General features: G+C 33.1%; 25 protein-coding genes and 1 tRNA gene. 20 read left to right on the forward strand and 6 right to left on the reverse strand.

The window, feature by feature from the left end:
- Nucleotides 1-35: 35 nt before the first annotated feature.
- From C8P67_RS18785 to lepA, 4 genes are all read right to left on the reverse strand, one after another.
- Nucleotides 36-1,004, reverse strand: a complete 969-nt coding sequence (locus tag C8P67_RS18785; RefSeq protein WP_115814725.1) for a helix-turn-helix transcriptional regulator — start codon at nt 1,002-1,004, stop codon at nt 36-38.
- A gap of 139 nt (nt 1,005-1,143) precedes the next feature.
- On the reverse strand, nt 1,144-2,022 hold the full coding sequence (locus tag C8P67_RS18790) for a YARHG domain-containing protein (protein WP_115814726.1): 879 nt from the start codon (nt 2,020-2,022) through the stop codon (nt 1,144-1,146).
- A complete protein-coding gene (locus tag C8P67_RS18795; RefSeq protein ID WP_245980511.1) occupies nt 2,019-2,570 on the reverse strand; it encodes a DUF2306 domain-containing protein in 552 nt (183 codons plus the stop codon). Before C8P67_RS18795 ends, C8P67_RS18790 begins: the two co-directional genes overlap by 4 nt.
- Before the next feature lie 234 nt (nt 2,571-2,804).
- Complete coding sequence (gene lepA, locus C8P67_RS18800; RefSeq protein WP_115814728.1) at nt 2,805-4,601, reverse strand: translation elongation factor 4; 1,797 nt, start codon at nt 4,599-4,601, stop codon at nt 2,805-2,807.
- A 472-nt stretch (nt 4,602-5,073) separates the two neighbouring features.
- Here lepA and dusB point away from each other — a divergent pair, with 472 nt between their 5' ends.
- Both dusB and C8P67_RS18810 read left to right on the forward strand, forming a co-directional pair.
- On the forward strand, nt 5,074-6,066 hold the full coding sequence (dusB, locus tag C8P67_RS18805; protein WP_115814729.1) for a tRNA dihydrouridine synthase DusB: 993 nt from the start codon (nt 5,074-5,076) through the stop codon (nt 6,064-6,066).
- Nucleotides 6,067-6,127: 61 nt separating this feature from the next.
- The gene (locus C8P67_RS18810; RefSeq protein ID WP_115814730.1) at nt 6,128-6,715 is read left to right on the forward strand and encodes a DUF3575 domain-containing protein; all 588 of its coding nucleotides are present in this window, start codon (nt 6,128-6,130) and stop codon (nt 6,713-6,715) included.
- Here C8P67_RS18810 and C8P67_RS18815 read toward each other — a convergent pair.
- Together C8P67_RS18815 and rbfA are read right to left on the reverse strand one after the other, a co-directional pair.
- Nucleotides 6,712-7,911, reverse strand: a complete 1,200-nt coding sequence (locus tag C8P67_RS18815; protein WP_115814731.1) for an ABC transporter permease — start codon at nt 7,909-7,911, stop codon at nt 6,712-6,714. The two genes, C8P67_RS18810 and C8P67_RS18815, sit on opposite strands and share 4 nt — an antisense overlap.
- 3 nt (nt 7,912-7,914) lie before the next feature.
- The gene (gene rbfA, locus C8P67_RS18820) at nt 7,915-8,307 is read right to left on the reverse strand and encodes a 30S ribosome-binding factor RbfA (RefSeq protein ID WP_115814732.1); all 393 of its coding nucleotides are present in this window, start codon (nt 8,305-8,307) and stop codon (nt 7,915-7,917) included.
- A 249-nt stretch (nt 8,308-8,556) separates the two neighbouring features.
- Here rbfA and mce point away from each other — a divergent pair, with 249 nt between their 5' ends.
- From mce to C8P67_RS18910, 18 genes are all read left to right on the forward strand, one after another.
- A complete protein-coding gene (gene mce / locus C8P67_RS18825) occupies nt 8,557-8,958 on the forward strand; it encodes a methylmalonyl-CoA epimerase (RefSeq protein WP_115814733.1) in 402 nt (133 codons plus the stop codon).
- Between the two features lie 126 nt (nt 8,959-9,084).
- A tRNA-Ile gene (locus C8P67_RS18830) sits at nt 9,085-9,158 on the forward strand.
- Nucleotides 9,159-9,341: 183 nt separating this feature from the next.
- On the forward strand, nt 9,342-10,535 hold the full coding sequence (locus C8P67_RS18835; protein WP_115814734.1) for a site-specific integrase: 1,194 nt from the start codon (nt 9,342-9,344) through the stop codon (nt 10,533-10,535).
- Nucleotides 10,536-10,989: 454 nt separating this feature from the next.
- Nucleotides 10,990-11,211, forward strand: a complete 222-nt coding sequence (locus C8P67_RS18845; RefSeq protein ID WP_115814736.1) for a hypothetical protein — start codon at nt 10,990-10,992, stop codon at nt 11,209-11,211.
- Between the two features lie 94 nt (nt 11,212-11,305).
- Nucleotides 11,306-12,139, forward strand: coding sequence for a hypothetical protein (locus tag C8P67_RS18850; RefSeq protein ID WP_115814737.1), 834 nt, complete (start codon nt 11,306-11,308; stop codon nt 12,137-12,139).
- Between the two features lie 124 nt (nt 12,140-12,263).
- Entirely contained in the window at nt 12,264-12,482 is a 219-nt protein-coding gene (locus C8P67_RS18855; RefSeq protein ID WP_115814738.1) for a hypothetical protein, read from the forward strand.
- 11 nt (nt 12,483-12,493) lie between these two features.
- A complete protein-coding gene (locus C8P67_RS18860; RefSeq protein ID WP_115814739.1) occupies nt 12,494-12,841 on the forward strand; it encodes a hypothetical protein in 348 nt (115 codons plus the stop codon).
- Nucleotides 12,842-12,849: 8 nt separating this feature from the next.
- Entirely contained in the window at nt 12,850-13,209 is a 360-nt protein-coding gene (locus tag C8P67_RS18865) for a hypothetical protein (protein ID WP_115814740.1), read from the forward strand.
- Between the two features lie 7 nt (nt 13,210-13,216).
- Nucleotides 13,217-13,834, forward strand: coding sequence for a DUF6046 domain-containing protein (locus C8P67_RS18870; RefSeq protein WP_115814741.1), 618 nt, complete (start codon nt 13,217-13,219; stop codon nt 13,832-13,834).
- Between the two features lie 5 nt (nt 13,835-13,839).
- A complete protein-coding gene (locus C8P67_RS18875; RefSeq protein WP_115814742.1) occupies nt 13,840-14,121 on the forward strand; it encodes a hypothetical protein in 282 nt (93 codons plus the stop codon).
- A 23-nt stretch (nt 14,122-14,144) separates the two neighbouring features.
- A complete protein-coding gene (locus tag C8P67_RS22195) occupies nt 14,145-14,303 on the forward strand; it encodes a hypothetical protein (protein ID WP_170141494.1) in 159 nt (52 codons plus the stop codon).
- Between the two features lie 76 nt (nt 14,304-14,379).
- The gene (locus tag C8P67_RS18880) at nt 14,380-14,706 is read left to right on the forward strand and encodes a hypothetical protein (protein ID WP_115814743.1); all 327 of its coding nucleotides are present in this window, start codon (nt 14,380-14,382) and stop codon (nt 14,704-14,706) included.
- Nucleotides 14,707-14,835: 129 nt separating this feature from the next.
- Nucleotides 14,836-15,153, forward strand: a complete 318-nt coding sequence (locus C8P67_RS18885) for a hypothetical protein (protein WP_115814744.1) — start codon at nt 14,836-14,838, stop codon at nt 15,151-15,153.
- Between the two features lie 16 nt (nt 15,154-15,169).
- Nucleotides 15,170-15,793 (forward strand): hypothetical protein, encoded by a 624-nt coding sequence (locus C8P67_RS18890; protein WP_115814745.1) that lies wholly within the window; start codon nt 15,170-15,172, stop codon nt 15,791-15,793.
- Nucleotides 15,794-15,797: 4 nt separating this feature from the next.
- Nucleotides 15,798-16,082 carry a helix-turn-helix domain-containing protein gene (locus C8P67_RS18895; protein WP_115814746.1) on the forward strand — a complete coding sequence of 95 codons (285 nt, stop codon included), beginning with the start codon at nt 15,798-15,800 and terminating at the stop codon, nt 16,080-16,082.
- 85 nt (nt 16,083-16,167) lie between these two features.
- The gene (locus C8P67_RS18900; RefSeq protein ID WP_115814747.1) at nt 16,168-17,121 is read left to right on the forward strand and encodes a hypothetical protein; all 954 of its coding nucleotides are present in this window, start codon (nt 16,168-16,170) and stop codon (nt 17,119-17,121) included.
- 491 nt (nt 17,122-17,612) lie between these two features.
- On the forward strand, nt 17,613-17,948 hold the full coding sequence (locus tag C8P67_RS18905) for a terminase gpP N-terminus-related DNA-binding protein (protein ID WP_115814748.1): 336 nt from the start codon (nt 17,613-17,615) through the stop codon (nt 17,946-17,948).
- Nucleotides 17,935-18,876, forward strand: a complete 942-nt coding sequence (locus C8P67_RS18910) for a hypothetical protein (RefSeq protein ID WP_115814749.1) — start codon at nt 17,935-17,937, stop codon at nt 18,874-18,876. Before C8P67_RS18905 ends, C8P67_RS18910 begins: the two co-directional genes overlap by 14 nt.
- Nucleotides 18,877-19,905 lie beyond the last annotated feature (1,029 nt).

The following is a 19,905-nucleotide window of genomic DNA, read 5'->3' on the forward strand; positions in this document are numbered from 1 at the left end:
ATTAAGGCAAGTTAAGCCTAAATTTTCTTAATCTCTTAATGGTTTAATAAAAGCCGTTGACGATTTCTTTCCAGTAATTCCAGAATTTTGGTTTTTAAACTTTCGGGTTCCAATATCATGGCATAATCGCCAAACATCAGATACCAGCGCGAAAGCCCTTCCATCGAATCACAAGACATAAAAGTCATTTCGATTTTTCCATCCATTTCCTTCTCCGAAACAAAACCGTAATATTTCCGATCGCTTGCCAGATAACTGGCTATTCTTTTCTCCACAAGAATCCGAACTTTTGTAGTCGAAACATTTTTGTCTTTATCCAAATAGGTTTCTAATGCATTATGTTCTAATGAAAAAGGGATTTCCGTTTTCTGGATTCCATGAACACGGTCAGCACGAAATTGCCTGTAATCCTTACGCAGATGGCAATAGCCAAACATATACCAATTGTTATTATCATGAAAAACACCGACAGGTTCAATATGCCGAACAGTAATTCCCTCCGACTGAATCGCTTCATACGAAAGAATGACCTGTGTTTTCTCAGCAATACTTTCAAAAAGTGTGGCTAAAGTATTTGGCGATTTGTCATTAAAAAGCTTCTCCGAAGACTGCATCAAAATACTGGATTCTATACTCGAAACCCAGTCTTTATCATCACTTCGAAGCACTGCTTTCAACTTATACATCGCCGAAGCGTAATGATTCCCAAGAGTCGTGTCAGTGAATTTCTGCATTAATTTTTCGGCAGCAATAAAACTGCTGGCTTCTTCTCGTGTAAACATCACAGGTGGTAATCGATAACCCTCCATCAAGGCATAACCAATACCGGCCTCACTGTAAATAGGAACTCCCGAAGCTTCCAACGTTCGGATATCACGATAAATGGTTCGCAGACTGACTTCAAAACGATCGGCTAATTCCTGTGCTTTTACAATTTTTTTGGATTGCAATTGAATCAAAATAGCAACAATGCGGTCAAATCGTTTTGGGGTTTCGTCGAGCATTTTTTTTGGGTTTCTGAGTTTTTAGTTGCTAAGACTCAAAGATACATTTCAAAAACAGAAAACCCAACAACTTCTGTCATTGGGTTAAGATTATTTAATTATAGTATCTTCGGTATTTTAATCTTTTAAATCATTTGTATTATCTTCCAAAACTATCATAATTATCTTCAGCGTATTTTTCAAAACGTTCCAGCAGATTTATATTGTTTTTTTCCAAAGAGGTTAATTCATTATCTACATTTTCTGAAACAGGAATATACCAATCTACCGCATCAAAAAACTGACGGTAATTTTTTTTCTTAAAAGAATATCCGTGTCGGGCATAAATAGTATTCCGAAGAATTTCCAGTTCTAACTTTTTTAAATTTTTCAAGTCTTTTTCAGTCAATTTTGCTGTAGAAGAATTTATTTTTGTAACAACATCAGAAGCTGAACGATAGGTTTCTTCAAAATAAGTTTCTTCAACCTCAGTGCTGTCTGTTGGCTGCGTTTTCACAGTGTCTATTTTTACACTATAATAATCTACATAAGGTTCATCTTCATAATTGGGCAGCATGGCATTTGGGTTGTATTTGAATTCTTGTTTTTTTAATTCAAAAGTGCGCTGTGTTACATGCTGTTTTTTATCATTTGAAAACCAAGTTCCTTTTAAAATTTTATTTTCAATAGAAAATTCGAATCTTCCATCATATTTGCTATTTCCAAGCTCCTTTAGTGTAAACTCGTAACCGTTAGCAGTTTTTTTTAATTCACCAGATAATGGTCTGCTGTTTCCTGCAACAATACTTTGTCCAAATACTCTATTTTTTTCTATTCTTTTTATAACAATATTTATTTTATTAGAATAAACAAAATCGTTTGTAGTATCATGAACACTAGCAACAATATCACCAACCCAATTACCATATAAATCGTTATACGAATTATTTACAATCTCGATTTTTTCTGAATTTTCTAATTTTTCCTTTTTGCAGGAAACCAATGTCGTAACGAATAATACAATTAATATTTTTCTCATTTATTTTTTTGTTTAAATATACAATATTCTATAACCAATAAATTAGGTATCCAGCCTAACCAAGCAATAATTTGATAAACATCCATTGGAGCAGGATGAAATAGGTATACAATAATTACTTTCCATAGCCGTAAAGTTATCGCTGAAAATGCTAAGGCAAAACTCCGCATCATAAATGCTTTGTGACTTTTAATATTACTTTTTTTTATTAATAAAAATCCTTTTAGAGTAAAATAAAACCATAAAATGGATAATATGACAAAGGAAATTTTAGAAAAAAAGCCACCGTTTGCAAAGAGTCCAATAAAAAACCCAGACGGAGAAGCTAAGAATAAAACAACAAAAACATACAATTTCCCAATCCATCTGTGTATAGATGAATACTGTTTTAAAATGTTCTGATTAAATTGAGTAAAGCCAGCAAGTAATGTAAATATAGAAGTACAGACATGAATATAGAAAACAAACAGATAAGGCTTAATCCCCATGACTTCAGTCTGTTTTATTTGTAAAAAAGCAACATTTGAACTAATTGGAAAATATTTCAATGTTATAAACAGCATTAAAATAAAAAACCAGACAAAGACTATTAGCCAAAGTGTTTGTTTGTAGTTTTTTAGAATCACTTTTTAAAAAAATATAGTTTTTTTGAATGCCAAAGTAAATGAATTTGTTTGATAAAATCGTTTTGTTTTTTAAAAATTAAACGAAAAAACCTGACAATTTTCATCATCAGGTTTTCTCTATATTCTTTACTCTTTATTCTGTTTTCTAAAAAAAGATTAATCATTTAATTTCAATACCGCCATAAATGCTTCTTGCGGAATTTCAACATTTCCTACTTGGCGCATACGTTTTTTACCTTTTTTCTGTTTTTCCAACAATTTACGTTTACGGGAAATATCCCCACCATAACATTTTGCGGTAACGTCTTTACGAAGTGCTTTGATTGTTTCACGGGCAATGATTTTAGCTCCAATCGCCGCTTGAATCGGAATATCAAACTGTTGTCTCGGAATCAGTTCACGCAGTTTCTCGGTCATTTTTTTACCAATGTTGTAAGCGTTACTTTCGTGAATCAAAGCAGAAAGTGCATCAACCTGATTAGCGTTCAACAATACGTCAAGTTTAACCAATTTGGAAGCACGCATTCCAATAGGAGAATAATCAAACGAAGCATAACCTTTGGAAACCGTTTTCAATCGGTCGTAAAAATCGAATACAATTTCAGCCAATGGCATGTCAAAATTCAATTCCACACGTTCAGTAGTCAAATACGTTTGATTAGTGATAATACCACGTTTTTCGATACATAAGCTCATTACGTTACCCACAAAATCAGCTTTAGTAATGATAGTTGCTTTGATGAAAGGCTCTTCTACACGATCAAGTTTTGAAGGTTCCGGCAAATCTGATGGATTGTTGACTATAACAGCTGTTTCTGGTTCTTTTTTGGTGTAAGCCAAATACGAAACGTTAGGAACTGTAGTAATTACCGTCATGTCGAACTCGCGCTCCAAGCGCTCCTGAATAATCTCCATATGCAGCATTCCCAAGAATCCGCAACGGAAACCAAATCCTAAAGCCGCCGAACTTTCAGGAGCAAATACCAGCGAAGCATCGTTCAGCTGCAGTTTTTCCATCGAAGCTCGCAGCTCTTCAAAATCTTCAGTATCTACAGGGTAAATTCCGGCGAAAACCATTGGTTTTACATCCTCAAAACCTGTAATCATATTAGTTGTAGGCGTTTTGGCATCAGTAATCGTATCCCCTACTTTTACCTCTTTGGCTTCCTTAATTCCAGAAATCAAATACCCAACATCTCCTGTCGAAATTACACTTTTTGGAACTTGATTTAATTTCAAAGTTCCTACTTCATCGGCAAAATATTCATTGCCCGTAGCCATAAATTTAATTTTCTGACCTTTCTTTATTTCACCGTTTACAACTCTAAAAATAACTTCGATTCCACGAAACGGATTGTAATGTGAGTCGAAAATCAAAGCCTGCAAAGGCTCTTCTTTATTTCCTTTCGGAGCCGGAACTTTTTCAATAATCGCAGCCAAAATATTCTCCACACCAAAACCGGTTTTACCCGAAGCATGGATAATATCTTCTAATTTACATCCAAGCAGATCAATAATATCGTCACTTACTTCCTCAGGATTGGCACTTGGTAAATCTACTTTATTCAAAACCGGAATAATTTCCAAGTCATTTTCTAATGCCAAATATAAATTCGAAATTGTCTGCGCCTGAATACTCTGCGCAGCATCCACAATTAGTAGCGCACCTTCGCAGGCAGCAATCGAACGCGAAACTTCATAGGAGAAATCCACGTGACCCGGAGTATCAATCAGGTTCAGGATATATTCTTCGCCTTTATATTTATATTCCATTTGTATTGCGTGACTCTTAATCGTGATTCCACGCTCACGTTCCAAGTCCATATTGTCAAGCAACTGCGCCTTTTCTTCACGAGCCGTTACCGTTTGGGTTGCACCCAATAATCGGTCAGCCAATGTACTTTTTCCGTGGTCAATGTGTGCAATAATGCAAAAATTCCTAATATGTTTCATTTTCTCTAAATATCAATTTTATATGTCCTAATGAACCAAATTATTTGGGCGTGTTTGTAACAGGAATGAGGAGTTCAATACTTTATCTATAAAAAAATACCTGACAGCCGCTGGCTGTCCTCCTCTTAATCTCAAATCTCACGCAACTCACCATAACGACAATTAATCTGCAAATATACTTTAAATTCAACAGTTTCAAAGTTTCAAAACAGGAAACTATTTATTTACCATATAAGTCATATAAGGTTTTGGTTTTCAGCTAGCAAATCTCAAATGCTCTTAAATCCATAATATGGTTTAAAAATAGTTTTCAGTCATAGTTTTTAAAAAACTTATATGACTTATATGTTTCAAAAAAACTCCTTGATTTATTTCAAACAGCATTCAAAATCACGGTTTTAACTCTCTATTAGTGGCTGACCTATTTTCTATTCACTTAAAAGTTGTAATTTTGCAAAAAATTTCAAGGAAGATGATTAAGATTGGCAACATAATATTACCCGAATTCCCACTATTGTTAGCACCTATGGAAGATGTGAGCGACCCTCCATTCCGCCGTTTGTGTAAAGAACATGGTGCCGACTTAATGTATTCCGAATTTATTTCTTCTGAAGGATTAATCCGTGACGCCATCAAAAGCCGAATGAAACTTGACATTTTCGATTACGAAAGACCCGTAGGAATTCAAATCTTTGGAGGTGACGAAGAAGCGATGGCACTTTCGTCAAAAATCGTTTCTACCGTAAATCCCGATTTAATAGACATCAACTTTGGCTGTCCTGTAAAAAAAGTAGTCTGCAAAGGTGCCGGTGCCGGAGTTCTGAAAGATGTCGATTTAATGATCCGTTTGACCAAAGCCGTTATCGACAGTACGCATTTGCCGGTTACTGTAAAAACCCGTTTAGGCTGGGACGACAGTTCCATAAACATTGACGAAGTTGCTGAACGTCTGCAGGATATTGGTGTAGCTGCCTTGAGCATACATGCCAGAACCCGTGCACAGATGTACAAAGGTCATTCTGATTGGTCTCACATCGCACGTGTCAAAAACAACCCAAGAATAACAATGCCTATTTTTGGAAACGGCGACATCGATTCTCCCGAAAAAGCATTGCATTATAAAAACGAATATGGCATCGACGGAATAATGATCGGACGCGCCGCTATAGGCTACCCTTGGATTTTCAATGAAATCAAACATTACTTCAAAACAGGAGAACATTTAGCAAAACCAACTGTTGCCGACAGAGTCGAAGCAGTGCGCAACCATTTAACATGGGCAATGGACTGGAAAGGAGAAAGACTCGGAATTGTAGAAACCCGTCCTCATTACACCAATTACTTCAAAGGAATTCATTCTTTCAAAACCTTTAGACAAAAACTAGTAACCCTAGACCGTCCCGAAGAAATATTTGCGCATTTGGATGATATTAAAGAAGCATATACTAATTATGAGGTGGTTTAATAATTGATTCTTCTCTTTGATTTTGTAAAATAAAAATTACTTTTGCAAAAAAAATGAGTTAATGAAAAAAATTATAGTTCTAGGTTTCGTTTTAATCAGTTTCATCGCAAAAGCACAAGAAGCAGAAAAAGTATCAGTTGAAAAGAATTTATACGGTGCGCAATTGGGTTTGTTAAGTACAAGTTTTTATTATGAAACTCAATTGCAAAGAAAAATTTCACTTCGAACAGAAATAGGGTTGACATTAGTAACTTCTACGAGAGATTATATAGATCCTGAGATTAAAGATGAAACTGCGACACTTATTACTCCTTATCTAACACTTGAACCAAGATGGTATTATAGCTTAGATAGACGTAAAAGACTTGGAAAAAAGACCTATAACAATTCTTCAAATTATATTTCATTGGCAACATCCTATATTTCTAATAAGACTCCATTAATTAATAACGGTGATTTTGATGTTGTTTCAGCAATTACTATTATTCCTAAATATGGAATGCGTAGAGCTTTTGCAAAGCATTTCAATTATGAATTTTCAGGAGGAGTGGGTTACCAATATAATATATTTAGTAAAAACGATGGCTGTAATTGTGATCATAATACTACTACAGTCGATCTTCAAATAAGGATTGGATACGATTTTTAATCCAGCAACTTCTTACTTACCCTGCTACTCGCAATCAGCGAAGCAATAAAACCAAGGGTAATAATAGTTACCATAACTATCAAAACATTTTCGAGATTAAAAACCACTGGATAAGCCAGTGTTGGAGTTATCATTATAAGCTCGTACTGCTGTTGCAGCAGTACAATAACAACACCAAATAATAATCCAATAATTCCGCCAAAAACACTCAGCAAAGTTCCTTGAAGCAGGAAGATATTCCGCAAATCTTTGATGTCAGTTCCTAGGTTAAAAAGAGTTTTTAGATTTCCTTTTTTATCCAAAATCATCATGATAAGCGCACCTATCAAATTAAAAAGCGCCACCACAATTACAAGCGTAAATATCAAATACACCGCTATATTTTCGGTATTCAGCATTTTATACAAAGACTCATTGAGTTGTTCTTTGTTTTTTACGGTAATTTTATTTTTAAAAATAGTTTGAAGCTTTTGGACAACCGCACTTTCATCAGCATCTTTCTTTAATTTAATCTCGATACTCGAAATCTGATTGGTTTTATATTCTAATAATTCTTGTGCTAAACCCAAATCGGAAAACACATATTTCGAATCCAAATCTTCGCTGATAGCATAAATTCCAACAGGAAAAACATCAGTTTTATTAAAAGCCTGAGAAGGGTTTTCTATATTACCCTTGCCTGGCTTTGGAACAAAAACCTCAAAAGCATTGTTATAATCCAGCAGACCCATAGAGAACTTTTGGGCAATTCCATAACCAACAACAACCTGATAGGTATCCGGCTTTAGCCATTGTCCATTATATATTTTTTTATTAAAACTGCTGACTGTATTGAAAGTAGAATCAATACCTTTTAAGTAAGTAACTTCTTGTTTTCCGTTAAAAGTAAACAGCACGCGTTCTTCAATAACTTTAGAATAGGAAGCCACTCCAGCAATTCTCGAAATTTCAGCTTCTTGTTGCGGTACAATAAAAAAAGATTTACCAAGCGTACTGCTCGCTTTAAGGTCGGGATCAACATCACTGGTAAACGAAAGACTAAAATTCTTCAAACCTGTAAAAACGGAGAGCACTACAAACAACGCCATTGCTCCCACAATAACTCCCATACTCGCAATACGATTAATAATATTGATAGCATTATTAGAACTTTTGCTAAAAATATATCGCTTGGCTATGTAAAGAGGAAAATTCAAACTTTATTGAAATCTGCGTTTGTCCAACAAATCTCTATTCTCAATCGGATTTTCTTGATTTTTCAAGGCATTGTCAATCTTCTCAATGTAATCCAAAGAATCATCAATAAAGAAAACCAAATTTGGCACTTTGCGCAATTGCAGACGTACCCTTTGCGACAAATCATGTTTAATCAAAGCTGAATTAGCCTTAATCCCCACCAATGTTTCCTGTGCTTTTTCCTGAGGAAAAATACTTAAATGTACCGTCGCCACAGATAAATCTGTAGTCACCACAACTTTGGATACTGAAATTATCAAATTCGTAATTCCATTTTTTCTCACTTCACCCTGCAGAATATCAACCAAATCTTTTTGGATAACGCCTCCTATTTTTTTCTGTCTATTTGTTTCCATTGTGCAAAAATACTATTTTTTTGAGAGACAACCCTACAAAGTCATAAAGTCCTAAAGTTTTTTATATTTGTTAGGAGCATTTAGGAGCAGAACATTCGGTATTTCAGTAAGCCAAAGTTCCTGCTGTCCGTTATATCTTTTTATAAGGTGAAGAAAAATCACCTTATAAAAAGAATCCCACTACCATCAGGGCTAGCGAGAAACATAGTGCATTTTTATAAAGATTTAAAAAAGAGTAACACAAAAAAAATGAAAAAAATAGAACATATTGGCATCGCCGTAAAAAACTTGGAAGAATCCAATTTACTATTTGAAAAACTCTTTGGTGCACCAGCTTACAAACAGGAAGAAGTCGCCAGCGAAGGCGTAAAAACATCTTTCTTTATGAATGGTCCCAACAAAATAGAACTTCTCGAAGCCACAAATCCCGAAAGCCCTATCGCTAAGTTTTTAGAAAAAAAAGGAGAAGGTATTCACCACATCGCTTTTGATGTTGAAGATATAATTTCCGAAATAGAACGCCTCAAATCAGAAGGATTTACAGTCCTAAATGAAACTCCAAAAAGAGGAGCTGATAATAAACTAGTCACTTTTTTACATCCAAAAGGCACTAATGGCGTACTAATTGAATTGTGTCAGGAAATAAAATAAATTTTAGTGTATTCATAATCAGTTATTTTAAAAACAGATTTATAATATTATCCAACTATTAGAAAATCTACCCAAAAAATACTTGTGACAATAAAAAAATTGTATTAATATTGCAAACTCTTAACCGGTCCTATAGCTCAGCTGGTTAGAGCACCTGACTCATAATCAGGTGGTCCCTGGTTCGAGCCCAGGTGGGACCACAAACCGCACTAAAATAGTGCGGTTTTTTTGTTTAAAGCCCTTATTTTACTGGGGTTTACGTTTTTTAGACAAAAAAGTTTACCGTTAAATATCAAACCTTTTTCTACCAGTTTTCTACCCAGTTTCTACCCGATTTATTGAATTTGTTTATATACATTTGCGTAAACTAATACGCTAATATTATGAATAAAACACGCTACACGCCAGTGTTTAACCGTAAAAAACAGTTAAATACACTAGGCAAAGCACTAATACAAATTGAGTGCTATTTGAACGGTAAGAACAAATATTTTTCTACCCAAATTTACGTTGAGCCGAACTACTGGAACAACAAAACCCGAACAATCAAAACAGACTACCCCAACGCAATTAAACTAAATAAGCAAATTGCCGAAACGATCAGGAATTTTGAAAACTTCGAACTGGACAAAATCAACGCTGGCAAAATTTTTAACCTCGGAATGTTAACGGATTTTTTTAAAGGGAATTCTGTAAACTCATTCACTGAATTTATGGAGCAAGAAATTGAAAAAATGAATTTGACCGAAGCGACAAAAAAGAACCACCGTACTACGCTGGCAAGATTAAAGGAATTTAAAAAAGTGATCTATTTTGAAGACATTACCTTTGAGCTACTGAATGATTTTGATGTTTTCTTGCGAAAAATAAAAATCACTTACAAAGATGCACCGCCCAAAAAACTAATGCAAAATACAATTTGGAAGTATTTTAAAAATATGAAAACCTACGTAAACCTTGCTATAAATAAAGACTTAATGAACGTACAGCAGTACCCATTTAGAAAATTTAAGGTAAAACAAGGGGACAGCAACAAAGTTTTTTTAACTCCCGAAGAAATTGACCAAATGCAGGATTTGGTATTAACAGGCGAAAACATAAAACACCAATACATTAAAGATTTGTTTATGTACAGTGTTTATACTGGATTGCGTTTTAGTGATGTTTTGAGCATGCAAAAACGAGAACTCGTAACCATTGGAGGCAACACTTGGCTCATTAAAAAAATGGAAAAGACAGACGAAAACGTGAGAATACCAATTTATACTATTTTTAACGGCAAACCGATGGAGATCATAAGCAAGTATAACCGTTTTAATACTGTATTTTGTTTTGAACAAATAACGAACCAGTATGCAAATAGGACTTTAAAAACATTGGCGGGACTTGCAGGGATTAATAAAACAATAACCTTTCACACAGCCCGCCACACCACCGCCACATATTTACTTTATAAAGGCGTAAGCGTAACGACAGTGCAAAAAATATTAGGCCACAAAAAATTAGCCACCACACAGATTTACGGTCATATAATGGATAATACCATAGAAAAGGAATTGATAGCTGTAAACTTTTAACGTTGACTTTATAGCTAAATAAATTTAGTTGTGAAATCCTTGCGTAGTAATTATGTGAAATTTGCCTTTTTGTGAAACCTTTGCACTATGGCGTACAACAAAACAAACTACAACAAACGAGCAAGGTTTATAATTGGGGTTTACAATGAGGTTAAAAACCCCGATATACCTGATACAAAAATAGTGTCTAAAATATTCCCAAAGCATGGAATAAACTTAAGTTATCGCCAGTGGATGAATATAAAAGGTACACCAATACCCAAAGAAACAAACACTTAAATTTTACCCAGATTTATTGTCTAATAGGTTTTAGATTTTTTAAGGTAAAGAACCGTTCCCAGCTGGATCGGTTTTTTTTATGCTGTATTACAATATGTTAATAACTGAATTATCAAGTCAAATATTAAATAGCAATTAGTATTACTTTTATATTTCACCTTTAAAAATAAAAAATATGGAAATCAATTTAAACAATATTAGTGTTATATATCCAAATGAAACCAACCCACAGCCAAGAAAAGTAAATTTCACAGCTGATGGAGAATTTTTAAGCATTAACATTCTAGATGATACCAAAGACTCGATAGGTATTTCACTAGAAAAACAAGAAGTTGAATTACTAATTGATACACTCCAGCTTATATTAAAACATAACCTAATCGAAGAATTAGCCTAACTTTATTATATAAGAACTTATTTTATTTTGAACCGCTCCAATTCGAGCGGTTTTTTGTTAATTTGCCATACAATTAAACCCAATACGCTAAAGAATGAACAAACCTAGTAAAATCACCGTAAAACATTATTTAGAAAAAAAGGTAAAACCGATTTTAATTTATGGTGATATTGAAGCGTATCCAATATATTGCAGAATAACTTATAAAAGAAAAACAACCAATTTTAAAAGTTTTACTGGTGTTTTAATGAGTCTAAAAGCGTATGACTACTATTGTAAAAATAATAGCTTATACCATAGCGAAACACATCCCTCTCTTACATTTACACTAGATGAAGAAATAAAATTTATTGAGCAATCAATAAAAAGAATGACTGAAAACAAACCTGACTTAGATGTTTTTAATGAGTATTTTTTGTTTGAACTAAAAAAATATCTTGAACCAATAGAACAAAGATTATTAGAGCTAGGTTGGTTTGCCTATCATAAGGTAGATTTATCAAAAGAACCTATTGAGAAAAAGTATTATAAAGATGGAATTGTAAAGCCTATGACAGTTTCGCAACTTCTTAAAATAAAACCATCGAAAGAAAAAAAAAGATTAAAGGAATTATATCCTAATGATCAGTTTTACAGTAATCCTAAAAGATTTTATGAATTATTCAATAAGGAAAACTCACTCTTATACAATATCGAAACTTTTAATAAAATTGTTGGGTTAGATATTTCAAATTATTTTTTTGACGGTACATTATTGTATTGGAATGTCATAGATTTAATAATTAAACAGAATCGAGGAAAAACAACAATTGAATTTTTAGACAATTATACAATAAATGAAGCCCATAATCTAATAGGTATTTTTAAAAAAGAGGAAATAGAATCTGCTATCAACTCATTGAAAAATAACATATTAATGTTAGATTAAAAAAAAATTATTCAAAATGTTTGCAAGTCGCTAACATTTTTATATATATTTGCTAAAATAATATTCAAACTTATTTATAAAATGTTAGCGACTTGCAAACATTTAAACCTTTAAAAAATAAATCATGGACATTCAAGAAATTAAAAGACAATTACCAATCGGAGCATTAAGCGAAATATCCAAAAAAAGCAGTATTAATTTCGCAACGATTCAAAGGTTTTTCAAAGGCGAAAAAACAAAATTAGATATTGAAGTTATGGAAGCCACAACAAAATATTTAAAAGAATACAAAGAAGCAAAAGCAAACGCATTACAGGAACTCCAAGCGGTAGCCAGTGCATAATTATTCGAGTTATGGAAAAACTAGAGTTTTCGACAAACTGGAATAATAAACTTGACTGCAAATGTTTTACAACGATCAGGCTTTTCAATACAGCAAAACATTTTAGAGGAAATCAATTTGAGGTTTTTTTACAAAAAAAGTTTAAAACCAAAGTCGTTGTTTTAGGTACGGTACTAACAACGCTGGATAAATTAAGTGACTATGTATGTTATTTAGATACTGGATATAGTAGAGTAGAAACACTAGAAATATTGAGAAAAATGTACCCACAAATTGATTTTAAAAAGAAAAAAATCTGCATTCTGTTATTGCAGAAAATTGAACCAGCAAAGCCAAAACAACAAACACTTTTTAATTAAAAAAGATTATGAAATACTATTACATTACCGATAAAAAAAACAGGAAATCTATTTTAGAAAATGGATTAATAGCCAATTCAGAAAACGAGATTTTTCTGTTTGAGAATAAAAAAGTAGTGAATAAACGAAATTCTATAAGTAATCTAATGGCTGATTGCATCGCAAAAAATCAACTGTTTTTAGAAGAATATGCAATGTTTGAAATAAACCCGAATGGGTTTAAAACTCCTTTAGAAAATGATAATGTGGAGGGGGTTGCTTCAAGTATTTGCTGGGTTTTAAACCAATCCAAAATCGATATTGATTTTATTAGTGATTTAGGGGATTTTAAAACAGATTTTACACCTTTCATAATCTATAATACTTAAAAATATTATGAGTACTAACACATTAATTGATTTGAATAAGTTGTATAAAACTTATTTTAATTCATCGCCATATTATGTAACAAAAGAGGAAACCCAGCCTACTATACAAGACGTTGGGTACTTTATAAGCAAACAAAATCCATACCCAAAAGGAACTATACAAAGAAGCAAACAGAACCAGCCATTTAATAAAATTGGGGCTTACGGTCAGGAAATTTGGGGCGCAATTACCCTAAGAACAATAGGAGGTCTGAGCATTGAAATTGAAGCCTGTACCGTAGCAGTTCAATTAAGTAAGACCATTGTAAAAACTGCAGTAAGTGAACGACAGGGAACGGTAAAAGAATGTTTTCATACTGACGACTACCGATTTACAATAAAAGGTTTTTTGATTGATAAAAACAGATCATTCCCCGAAGATCAAATAAACACGCTAAAAGAAATTTTTGAAACCCAAGAGGCAGTGGATTTATTGGGTGGCTATCCCGAAATGTTTTTAACAGACAGCGCAAAAATTGTAATCGAAACTTTAGACTTTCCAGAGGTTCAAGGAAAAGCACGTTGGATAAGACCATTTCAAATGACTTGTGAGAGTGATTTAATTAAAGATTTAATTATAAAATAAAGGATATGAAACACTGGATCACATTTTTACACAAACGATCCCACGCCACACAACGGCTGGGAAAACTGGCTAATACATTAACTTTTGAAGTCGAAGCCAAAGCATTAGAGCTACAAAATGCAAAGTTAAATTTAGAACGTTTTGAAACTCAAATCTGTAATAAAATTGCTGGCAATTATTCCGATCAATCGGAATTTGAAAATGCAGTATCGAGCGCAAAACATAAAGCCGATTTATGGAATAACGAACCCATAGCCAGCCACAAACCACACACAGTAAAACAATAATTAAAAACCCAATACGCTAGAAAATGAAAAATAAAATACAAAAAAACACTTCGAAAAATTTTAATGTGGTAACTGATATTGATATTGATTTAAGATTAAAATATTTATATGCCTTTACTGATTTTATGCAATATAAACTAGATAATTCAAAGGGTAGCATTGACTACACTTATTTAAATTAATGAAGCAGATACTTCAATATATTATTACTAACTGTTAATTTATAAGACAATAATTAAAAACCCAATACGCTAGAAAATGAAAACAAAACCGATTACAGAATACAGCAAAGAAGCTTTAGAGAATATTGGAACTTACATACAATTAAATGACTGGGAAAAAGAACCAATAATTAAAAAAATCACTTTTTACAACTTCACGGATTTAATGTGTAGCATATCTGCAATTTTAGAAGCAATTGAAATTATAGGATATGACGGACAGCAAGATAACCGAACTACTTGCGCAAATTTGGCTAGTGTCGCAAGGAAGATGTTACCTAATGAAGAGCTGGCGTTTATGGATAGGCTACTAATAAAAAGGGAAAGTACAAAAGACGATTTTATAACTATTAAAAATATGTAATGATGAAACCAATATTTGCGATAGAAAAAGTATATGATTTGAGCGGTTCATTAGTTCAAATTAGAGTAAAAATATTTAATAAAATCCTGTTTAAATTTTCGTTTAAACAGACTTTAAACCCTATTTAAAATGATAAAGAATAAAAATGGTTATAACGGGTTAGCCGATTTACGGGATGGTGTGACAGGAAAACAAATTGATCTTAAAGACTTTTCTAGTGGTGCATATATGAACACACTAAAAGAAAGGAAAAACGAGCTTTCGGACTCCAAAGAAAAACCACTAATTAACAATAACCCCGCACCAAAAACAGACACTTTGCCAGGTGAATATGTTGGCAAAAGCTGGGATGATTTATACCAATCGGACAAACTAGAAACTATCCGTACTAACTACCCGATCCACTACGAAAATTTGAGAAAAGAAAAATTTAAAACCAACTATTAATTTAAAAAATAGAAATATGAATGAATTTAAAAAAGTGCCTATCTACATTGACGAAGAGAAAATAAACAGTTTTACACAACCACAGGCCAGCCGTATTGAATACTTCCGAGAATTGGTCACAATGTACCAAGCTTTAAACACTGGCGAACCATTACAAAAAGACGATTTAACGGCTTTAATCAGAAACCCAAAAGAATTTATTGCAAAACGATTAATCAAAGAAGAAACATTGAGTCTTGGTGGTTTAGAATTGAACTTTGAAAAAATGTTTGATATTATACAAAAGCCATTAGGAACAGAGGAATTAATAAATAAAATTATTAATGACAGCAAAGTTCATCAGCTGGCTATTAATCAAAGAAATGCCCCCTATTTTGAAATTAAAGACGAAACTACAGTAGTATTAAATTCTAACTTTTTGGAGCAGACAACGGAACAATGTACGGTCTATCTTAAAACTGAAAACGAGGTTAAAGCTTATGAGGTCTTAAGCATCCTTGCCGAAAACGTTAATAAGTTGAATGATCTAAAAACAAATGGTCACTGGCATGATAACATACTTTTTGAAAAGTTTTTTGAAACTAATAACGCAACTGGAAGCGTTGCCGTAAACCCTTATTTTGGTAATCTAATACGCTAAACAAATGGAAAATAGTATAGCCGTTATCACAGTGCCATTAACAGAATGGCAGGAACTTAAAGCCGAAATGGGGATTATCGCCAAAAGTTTATTAGACCTTAAAAACAAAGGACAAAAAGAGTTTTTAAGCCCAAAAGAAGCAATGGAAATGCTAAAATGTGGCAGGACTACATTACAAAGCTACATCGACAAAGGATTTTTTAATATTACTAAAATGAGTTCTAAAAAATACAGCAAAGTACTTATAAGGCGTGCGGATATAGATTATTTCATTGAAACAAGAGCATAAAAAAACCCCTCGAAAGGGGTTTTATATTGTTACTAAAAACCCAATACGCTAATATTAATCTCTAGTAGTACGCAAATATATAAAAATGATTGATAATATCACAATGACAAAAAGGACTTTGTCAGAAGTTGAAAAAAAGAATATAATTAAATCCAGCCGTTTAGTGTGTAATACGCTAAACGGCTTAATCTATTATGACAATCGAACTACTAAAAATTTTACTGGCGGTTTATTTATAAAAATTGATCCCAGCAATAAATTAAAGATTACTGGAAGTTTACATAAATACTATTCCTATTTAGAAAATGGAAGCTTAACCAATTTTGATAGTTTTACTATGAAAGACGCAAAAGAAACATTTGAAAAACTGATCTTAAATACTGGTATCAATCCCGACAAAGTAGAAATAACTTTTTTTGAGATAGGTTTAAATGTAAAGTTACCAATTGATACAAAAAAGGTCTTAGAGAAAGTGCATAGCATTGGTAAAATGGAAAAAGTATTTTTTATTGAACCAACTTACAAAGATGCTAGGTGCATAACTACGGAAAAGCACCGAGATTACAGGATATTTTTTAAGATGTATGATAAGGTTTTTGAAATGCTGGATAAAAACCATAAGCGAACCCCTAAAGGATCAAATATTATTAGAATCGAAACGGTACATAGGAGGTGTGAAAAACTATATCTGAATGATTTTTTTGATATGGAGTTTTTGTACAGATTGCAAAATTCATTTTTTAATGAATGGGATAAACTTATTTTCTACAATGACATACACGCCCCAAAAGGTACACAGCGAAGCAAAATAGATTTGATACGTGATATTATATATAAAGGAAAAAACGAGGTTTTAAAGCAGTATAAAACACAATATGAAAACAAAGCACTTTCAAAACGACAATTTTACTCGGTTAGGGATTTTTTAGAGAATTGGGAAGCAATCCGGCACGAATTCAATATTAAAAACAGTAAAATAGTCCCCTTTTGGAATATCGCATATAGTACTGAAAAACAAATAGTTATGATGATATTATAAATGAATTGATGTTTAACGGTAGGAAAAAGTGTTTGAATGGCACTTTTACAAAAAAGTTACACTTATGTAACTCGTGTAAGTAATTAAAAAACAGTTGTTTAACACATAAAGTAAAATGTAATGGTATTTATTGGCAATAAAATTGGTTCTAATGCCACACGTATAGTCCCTATATTTTTTTGCGGAAGCTTGTTATTCACTCCCGATAGGGAGCGCACCCCTACCCAGTATTGAGTTTACATAGTATATACAGCAGTAACATAAGTGTAACCATTCAAAAACCACAAAAGACAATACCAAAAAAAAGGTCGAAAAAAGGCGATTTGATAGACCAACGCACTTTTGAGAAAATTTTTTCGAATGGGGCTATCTGATTTAAAACTATTTCAAAACGTTTCAAAAAATACCCGATAGAAAAACCCATAGAAAAAAGGCAGTTTTATTACTTTTTATTACCATTTAACTACTCAAAATATCAAAACCTCCCGATAATGAAAAAATCAAAAAAAAAATCTGTGATACCCAAAAAGCGAAACACCTATTCACTGGATCAAAAAGCCAGTGCAAAGCGTTTTTATTTGATGGGTTTGACACTTCAAGAAATTAGCAAATTAATTGATGCACCAGTACGAACAATTGAAAAATGGCAAATTGCCGAAAGCTGGAAACAATTAAAAGAAACAACCTCGATCCAACACAAAGCCTTGGATTTAAAAGAGAGTGGCAAAACGGATAAAGAAATATCAACATTGCTAAATAGAAGCACTGTTACAATATGGCGTTATATAAACACTGCAAAAAAAGATAGAACAAATGGAACTAAATAAAACGAGCATTAAAGGTTTGTATTTGACAACCGAGGGCAAAGCGTGGCATAAAAGCGCAAAGCGTGAAATACCAGCCTCCACAAACGGCAAAGTTAGGTTTAACGGCAAATTGTATGATTTGCAAAAAATAATGATTGAAACCAAGCCAAAAGCACCAAAGCGACCAGTTAAAAAAAGTGTTTTCGTTCGGGAACTTCATAAACTCGGATATAGAAAAACTAAAATAACAGGTCTATTTATTACAAATGCTGGACTTTGTTATAATTCCGTATCAAAAAGAAGTTTAGCCATTAGAAAAGGCAAAACTGCCATTAACGGCAAAAATTATAATGTAGCAAAGATTGTTTTAGATACATTTTGTAAAATTCCAATTCGTAACGGTCAAATAAGCTTTAAAAACGGTAATGATAAAGATTTTTACTTTGAAAATTTAGATTACAAAAGCACTATAAAGCAATTGCCACCCAATGAAACCGATTTGCTCCAGTGCATTAGGTTTTATTTTGAAATTGATAAAAAGCTAACTACTTCAAACATACTTTTCAAATGTTATTTGAATGAAATTGCAGTAAAACGAAATTTCATTTTTTTGTATAAAGACAATGATTTTATTTTATTTTTAGAATGGTTAAAACCGTTTGGAACAAACCAAAGCAAAGCCGAAATTAGCAAAACCCATAATTACAGTACAATTAACGGAACTAATGCTATAAATAAATATTTGACAATGTTAGTAAATGAATGTATGCAGGATTTTGAAAATGGCAAATTGAAAGTAAAAGAATTTAAGCCAAAGCCACCAACAAAAAACCAAAAATTAAAGGACTTGCAAAAGTCTGTTAATGAAATGGGGTTAAGCGTTAAAATTCCTTTGCGAAAATCGAGTACAAAAGAATTATTAGACAAATTTAAAACTCATTTAAAATAAAGATAAAATCAGTGCTGTTTTAGTCAATTTTGTAGTGGTTTGGTCTGTACAGGACTTGAATTAAACATTACAAACACCACTAAATCAAAATGTTAACAAAAATATATTGACTATTGGTAGAAAAATGGTAGAAATAGGCTGTGTTTTTCAAACCTAAAAGCTAGAAAAAAAGCTAAATGATAATAGTTTTATTATCCCAAATAATTAACCAAATTTAATGTCACAGCTTAAAATTTAATGTTTACAGACCTTTGAAAAAAAGTCTAAAAAAGGTGTCCTATTTTATTTTTCATGCCTTTTAGACCTTGCTCAAAAATTATAAACATGGAAACATTAAACTTGATCAACGATCTATTAAGTACTTTGGTTATTTGTCTAAAACTTATAGGAGAAACAAAGAGAATTTTAGCAAAGAAACATACAAAAAAGAAAAAATAAACTGCTGGAGCTATTCCCTGGAACTGATCTGCCGATCCAATATGAGCCGATCTGCTGGAGCTATTCCCTGGAACTGATCTGCCGATCCAATGTGAGCCGATCTGCTGGAGCTATTCCCTGGAACTGATCTGCCGATCCAATATGAGCCGATCTGCTGGAGCTATTCCCTGGAACTGATCTGCCGATCCAATGTGAGCCGATCTGCTGGAGCTATTCCCTGGAACTGATCTGCCGATCCAATATGAGCCGATCTGCTGGAGCTATTCCCTGGAACTGATCTGCCGATCCAATATGAGCCGATCTGCTGGAGCTATTCCCTGGAACTGATCTGCCGATCCAATGTGAGCCGATCTGCTGGAGCTATTCCCTGGAACTGATCTGCCGATCCAATGTGAGCCGATCTGCTGGAGCTATTCCCTGGAACTGATCTGCCGATCCAATGTGAGCCGATCTGCTGGAGCTATTCCCTGGAACTGATCTGCCGATCCAATATGAGCCGATCTGCTGGAGCTATTCCCTGGAACTGATCTGCCGATCCAATATGAGCCGATCTGCTGGAGCTATTCCCTGGAACTGATCTGCCGATCCAAT

Source organism: Flavobacterium aquicola (genome assembly GCF_003385115.1).
GTDB classification, from domain to species: Bacteria; Bacteroidota; Bacteroidia; order Flavobacteriales; family Flavobacteriaceae; genus Flavobacterium; species Flavobacterium aquicola.

Coding starts and splice junctions, on each gene's coding strand:
- lepA (WP_115814728.1), bottom strand. CDS start 4,601: ATGAAACATATTAGGAATTTTTGCATTATTGCACACATTGACCACGGA.
- mce (WP_115814733.1), top strand. CDS start 8,557: ATGAAAAAAATAGAACATATTGGCATCGCCGTAAAAAACTTGGAAGAA.
- C8P67_RS22195 (WP_170141494.1), top strand. CDS start 14,145: ATGAAAAATAAAATACAAAAAAACACTTCGAAAAATTTTAATGTGGTA.
- C8P67_RS18845 (WP_115814736.1), top strand. CDS start 10,990: ATGGAAATCAATTTAAACAATATTAGTGTTATATATCCAAATGAAACC.
- C8P67_RS18880 (WP_115814743.1), top strand. CDS start 14,380: ATGAAAACAAAACCGATTACAGAATACAGCAAAGAAGCTTTAGAGAAT.
- C8P67_RS18850 (WP_115814737.1), top strand. CDS start 11,306: ATGAACAAACCTAGTAAAATCACCGTAAAACATTATTTAGAAAAAAAG.
- C8P67_RS18865 (WP_115814740.1), top strand. CDS start 12,850: ATGAAATACTATTACATTACCGATAAAAAAAACAGGAAATCTATTTTA.
- C8P67_RS18895 (WP_115814746.1), top strand. CDS start 15,798: ATGGAAAATAGTATAGCCGTTATCACAGTGCCATTAACAGAATGGCAG.
- C8P67_RS18870 (WP_115814741.1), top strand. CDS start 13,217: ATGAGTACTAACACATTAATTGATTTGAATAAGTTGTATAAAACTTAT.
- C8P67_RS18885 (WP_115814744.1), top strand. CDS start 14,836: ATGATAAAGAATAAAAATGGTTATAACGGGTTAGCCGATTTACGGGAT.
- C8P67_RS18900 (WP_115814747.1), top strand. CDS start 16,168: ATGATTGATAATATCACAATGACAAAAAGGACTTTGTCAGAAGTTGAA.
- C8P67_RS18905 (WP_115814748.1), top strand. CDS start 17,613: ATGAAAAAATCAAAAAAAAAATCTGTGATACCCAAAAAGCGAAACACC.
- C8P67_RS18855 (WP_115814738.1), top strand. CDS start 12,264: ATGGACATTCAAGAAATTAAAAGACAATTACCAATCGGAGCATTAAGC.
- dusB (WP_115814729.1), top strand. CDS start 5,074: ATGATTAAGATTGGCAACATAATATTACCCGAATTCCCACTATTGTTA.
- C8P67_RS18860 (WP_115814739.1), top strand. CDS start 12,494: ATGGAAAAACTAGAGTTTTCGACAAACTGGAATAATAAACTTGACTGC.
- C8P67_RS18785 (WP_115814725.1), bottom strand. CDS start 1,004: ATGCTCGACGAAACCCCAAAACGATTTGACCGCATTGTTGCTATTTTG.
- C8P67_RS18910 (WP_115814749.1), top strand. CDS start 17,935: ATGGAACTAAATAAAACGAGCATTAAAGGTTTGTATTTGACAACCGAG.
- C8P67_RS18875 (WP_115814742.1), top strand. CDS start 13,840: ATGAAACACTGGATCACATTTTTACACAAACGATCCCACGCCACACAA.
- C8P67_RS18810 (WP_115814730.1), top strand. CDS start 6,128: ATGAAAAAAATTATAGTTCTAGGTTTCGTTTTAATCAGTTTCATCGCA.
- C8P67_RS18790 (WP_115814726.1), bottom strand. CDS start 2,022: ATGAGAAAAATATTAATTGTATTATTCGTTACGACATTGGTTTCCTGC.
- C8P67_RS18890 (WP_115814745.1), top strand. CDS start 15,170: ATGAATGAATTTAAAAAAGTGCCTATCTACATTGACGAAGAGAAAATA.
- rbfA (WP_115814732.1), bottom strand. CDS start 8,307: ATGGAAACAAATAGACAGAAAAAAATAGGAGGCGTTATCCAAAAAGAT.
- C8P67_RS18835 (WP_115814734.1), top strand. CDS start 9,342: ATGAATAAAACACGCTACACGCCAGTGTTTAACCGTAAAAAACAGTTA.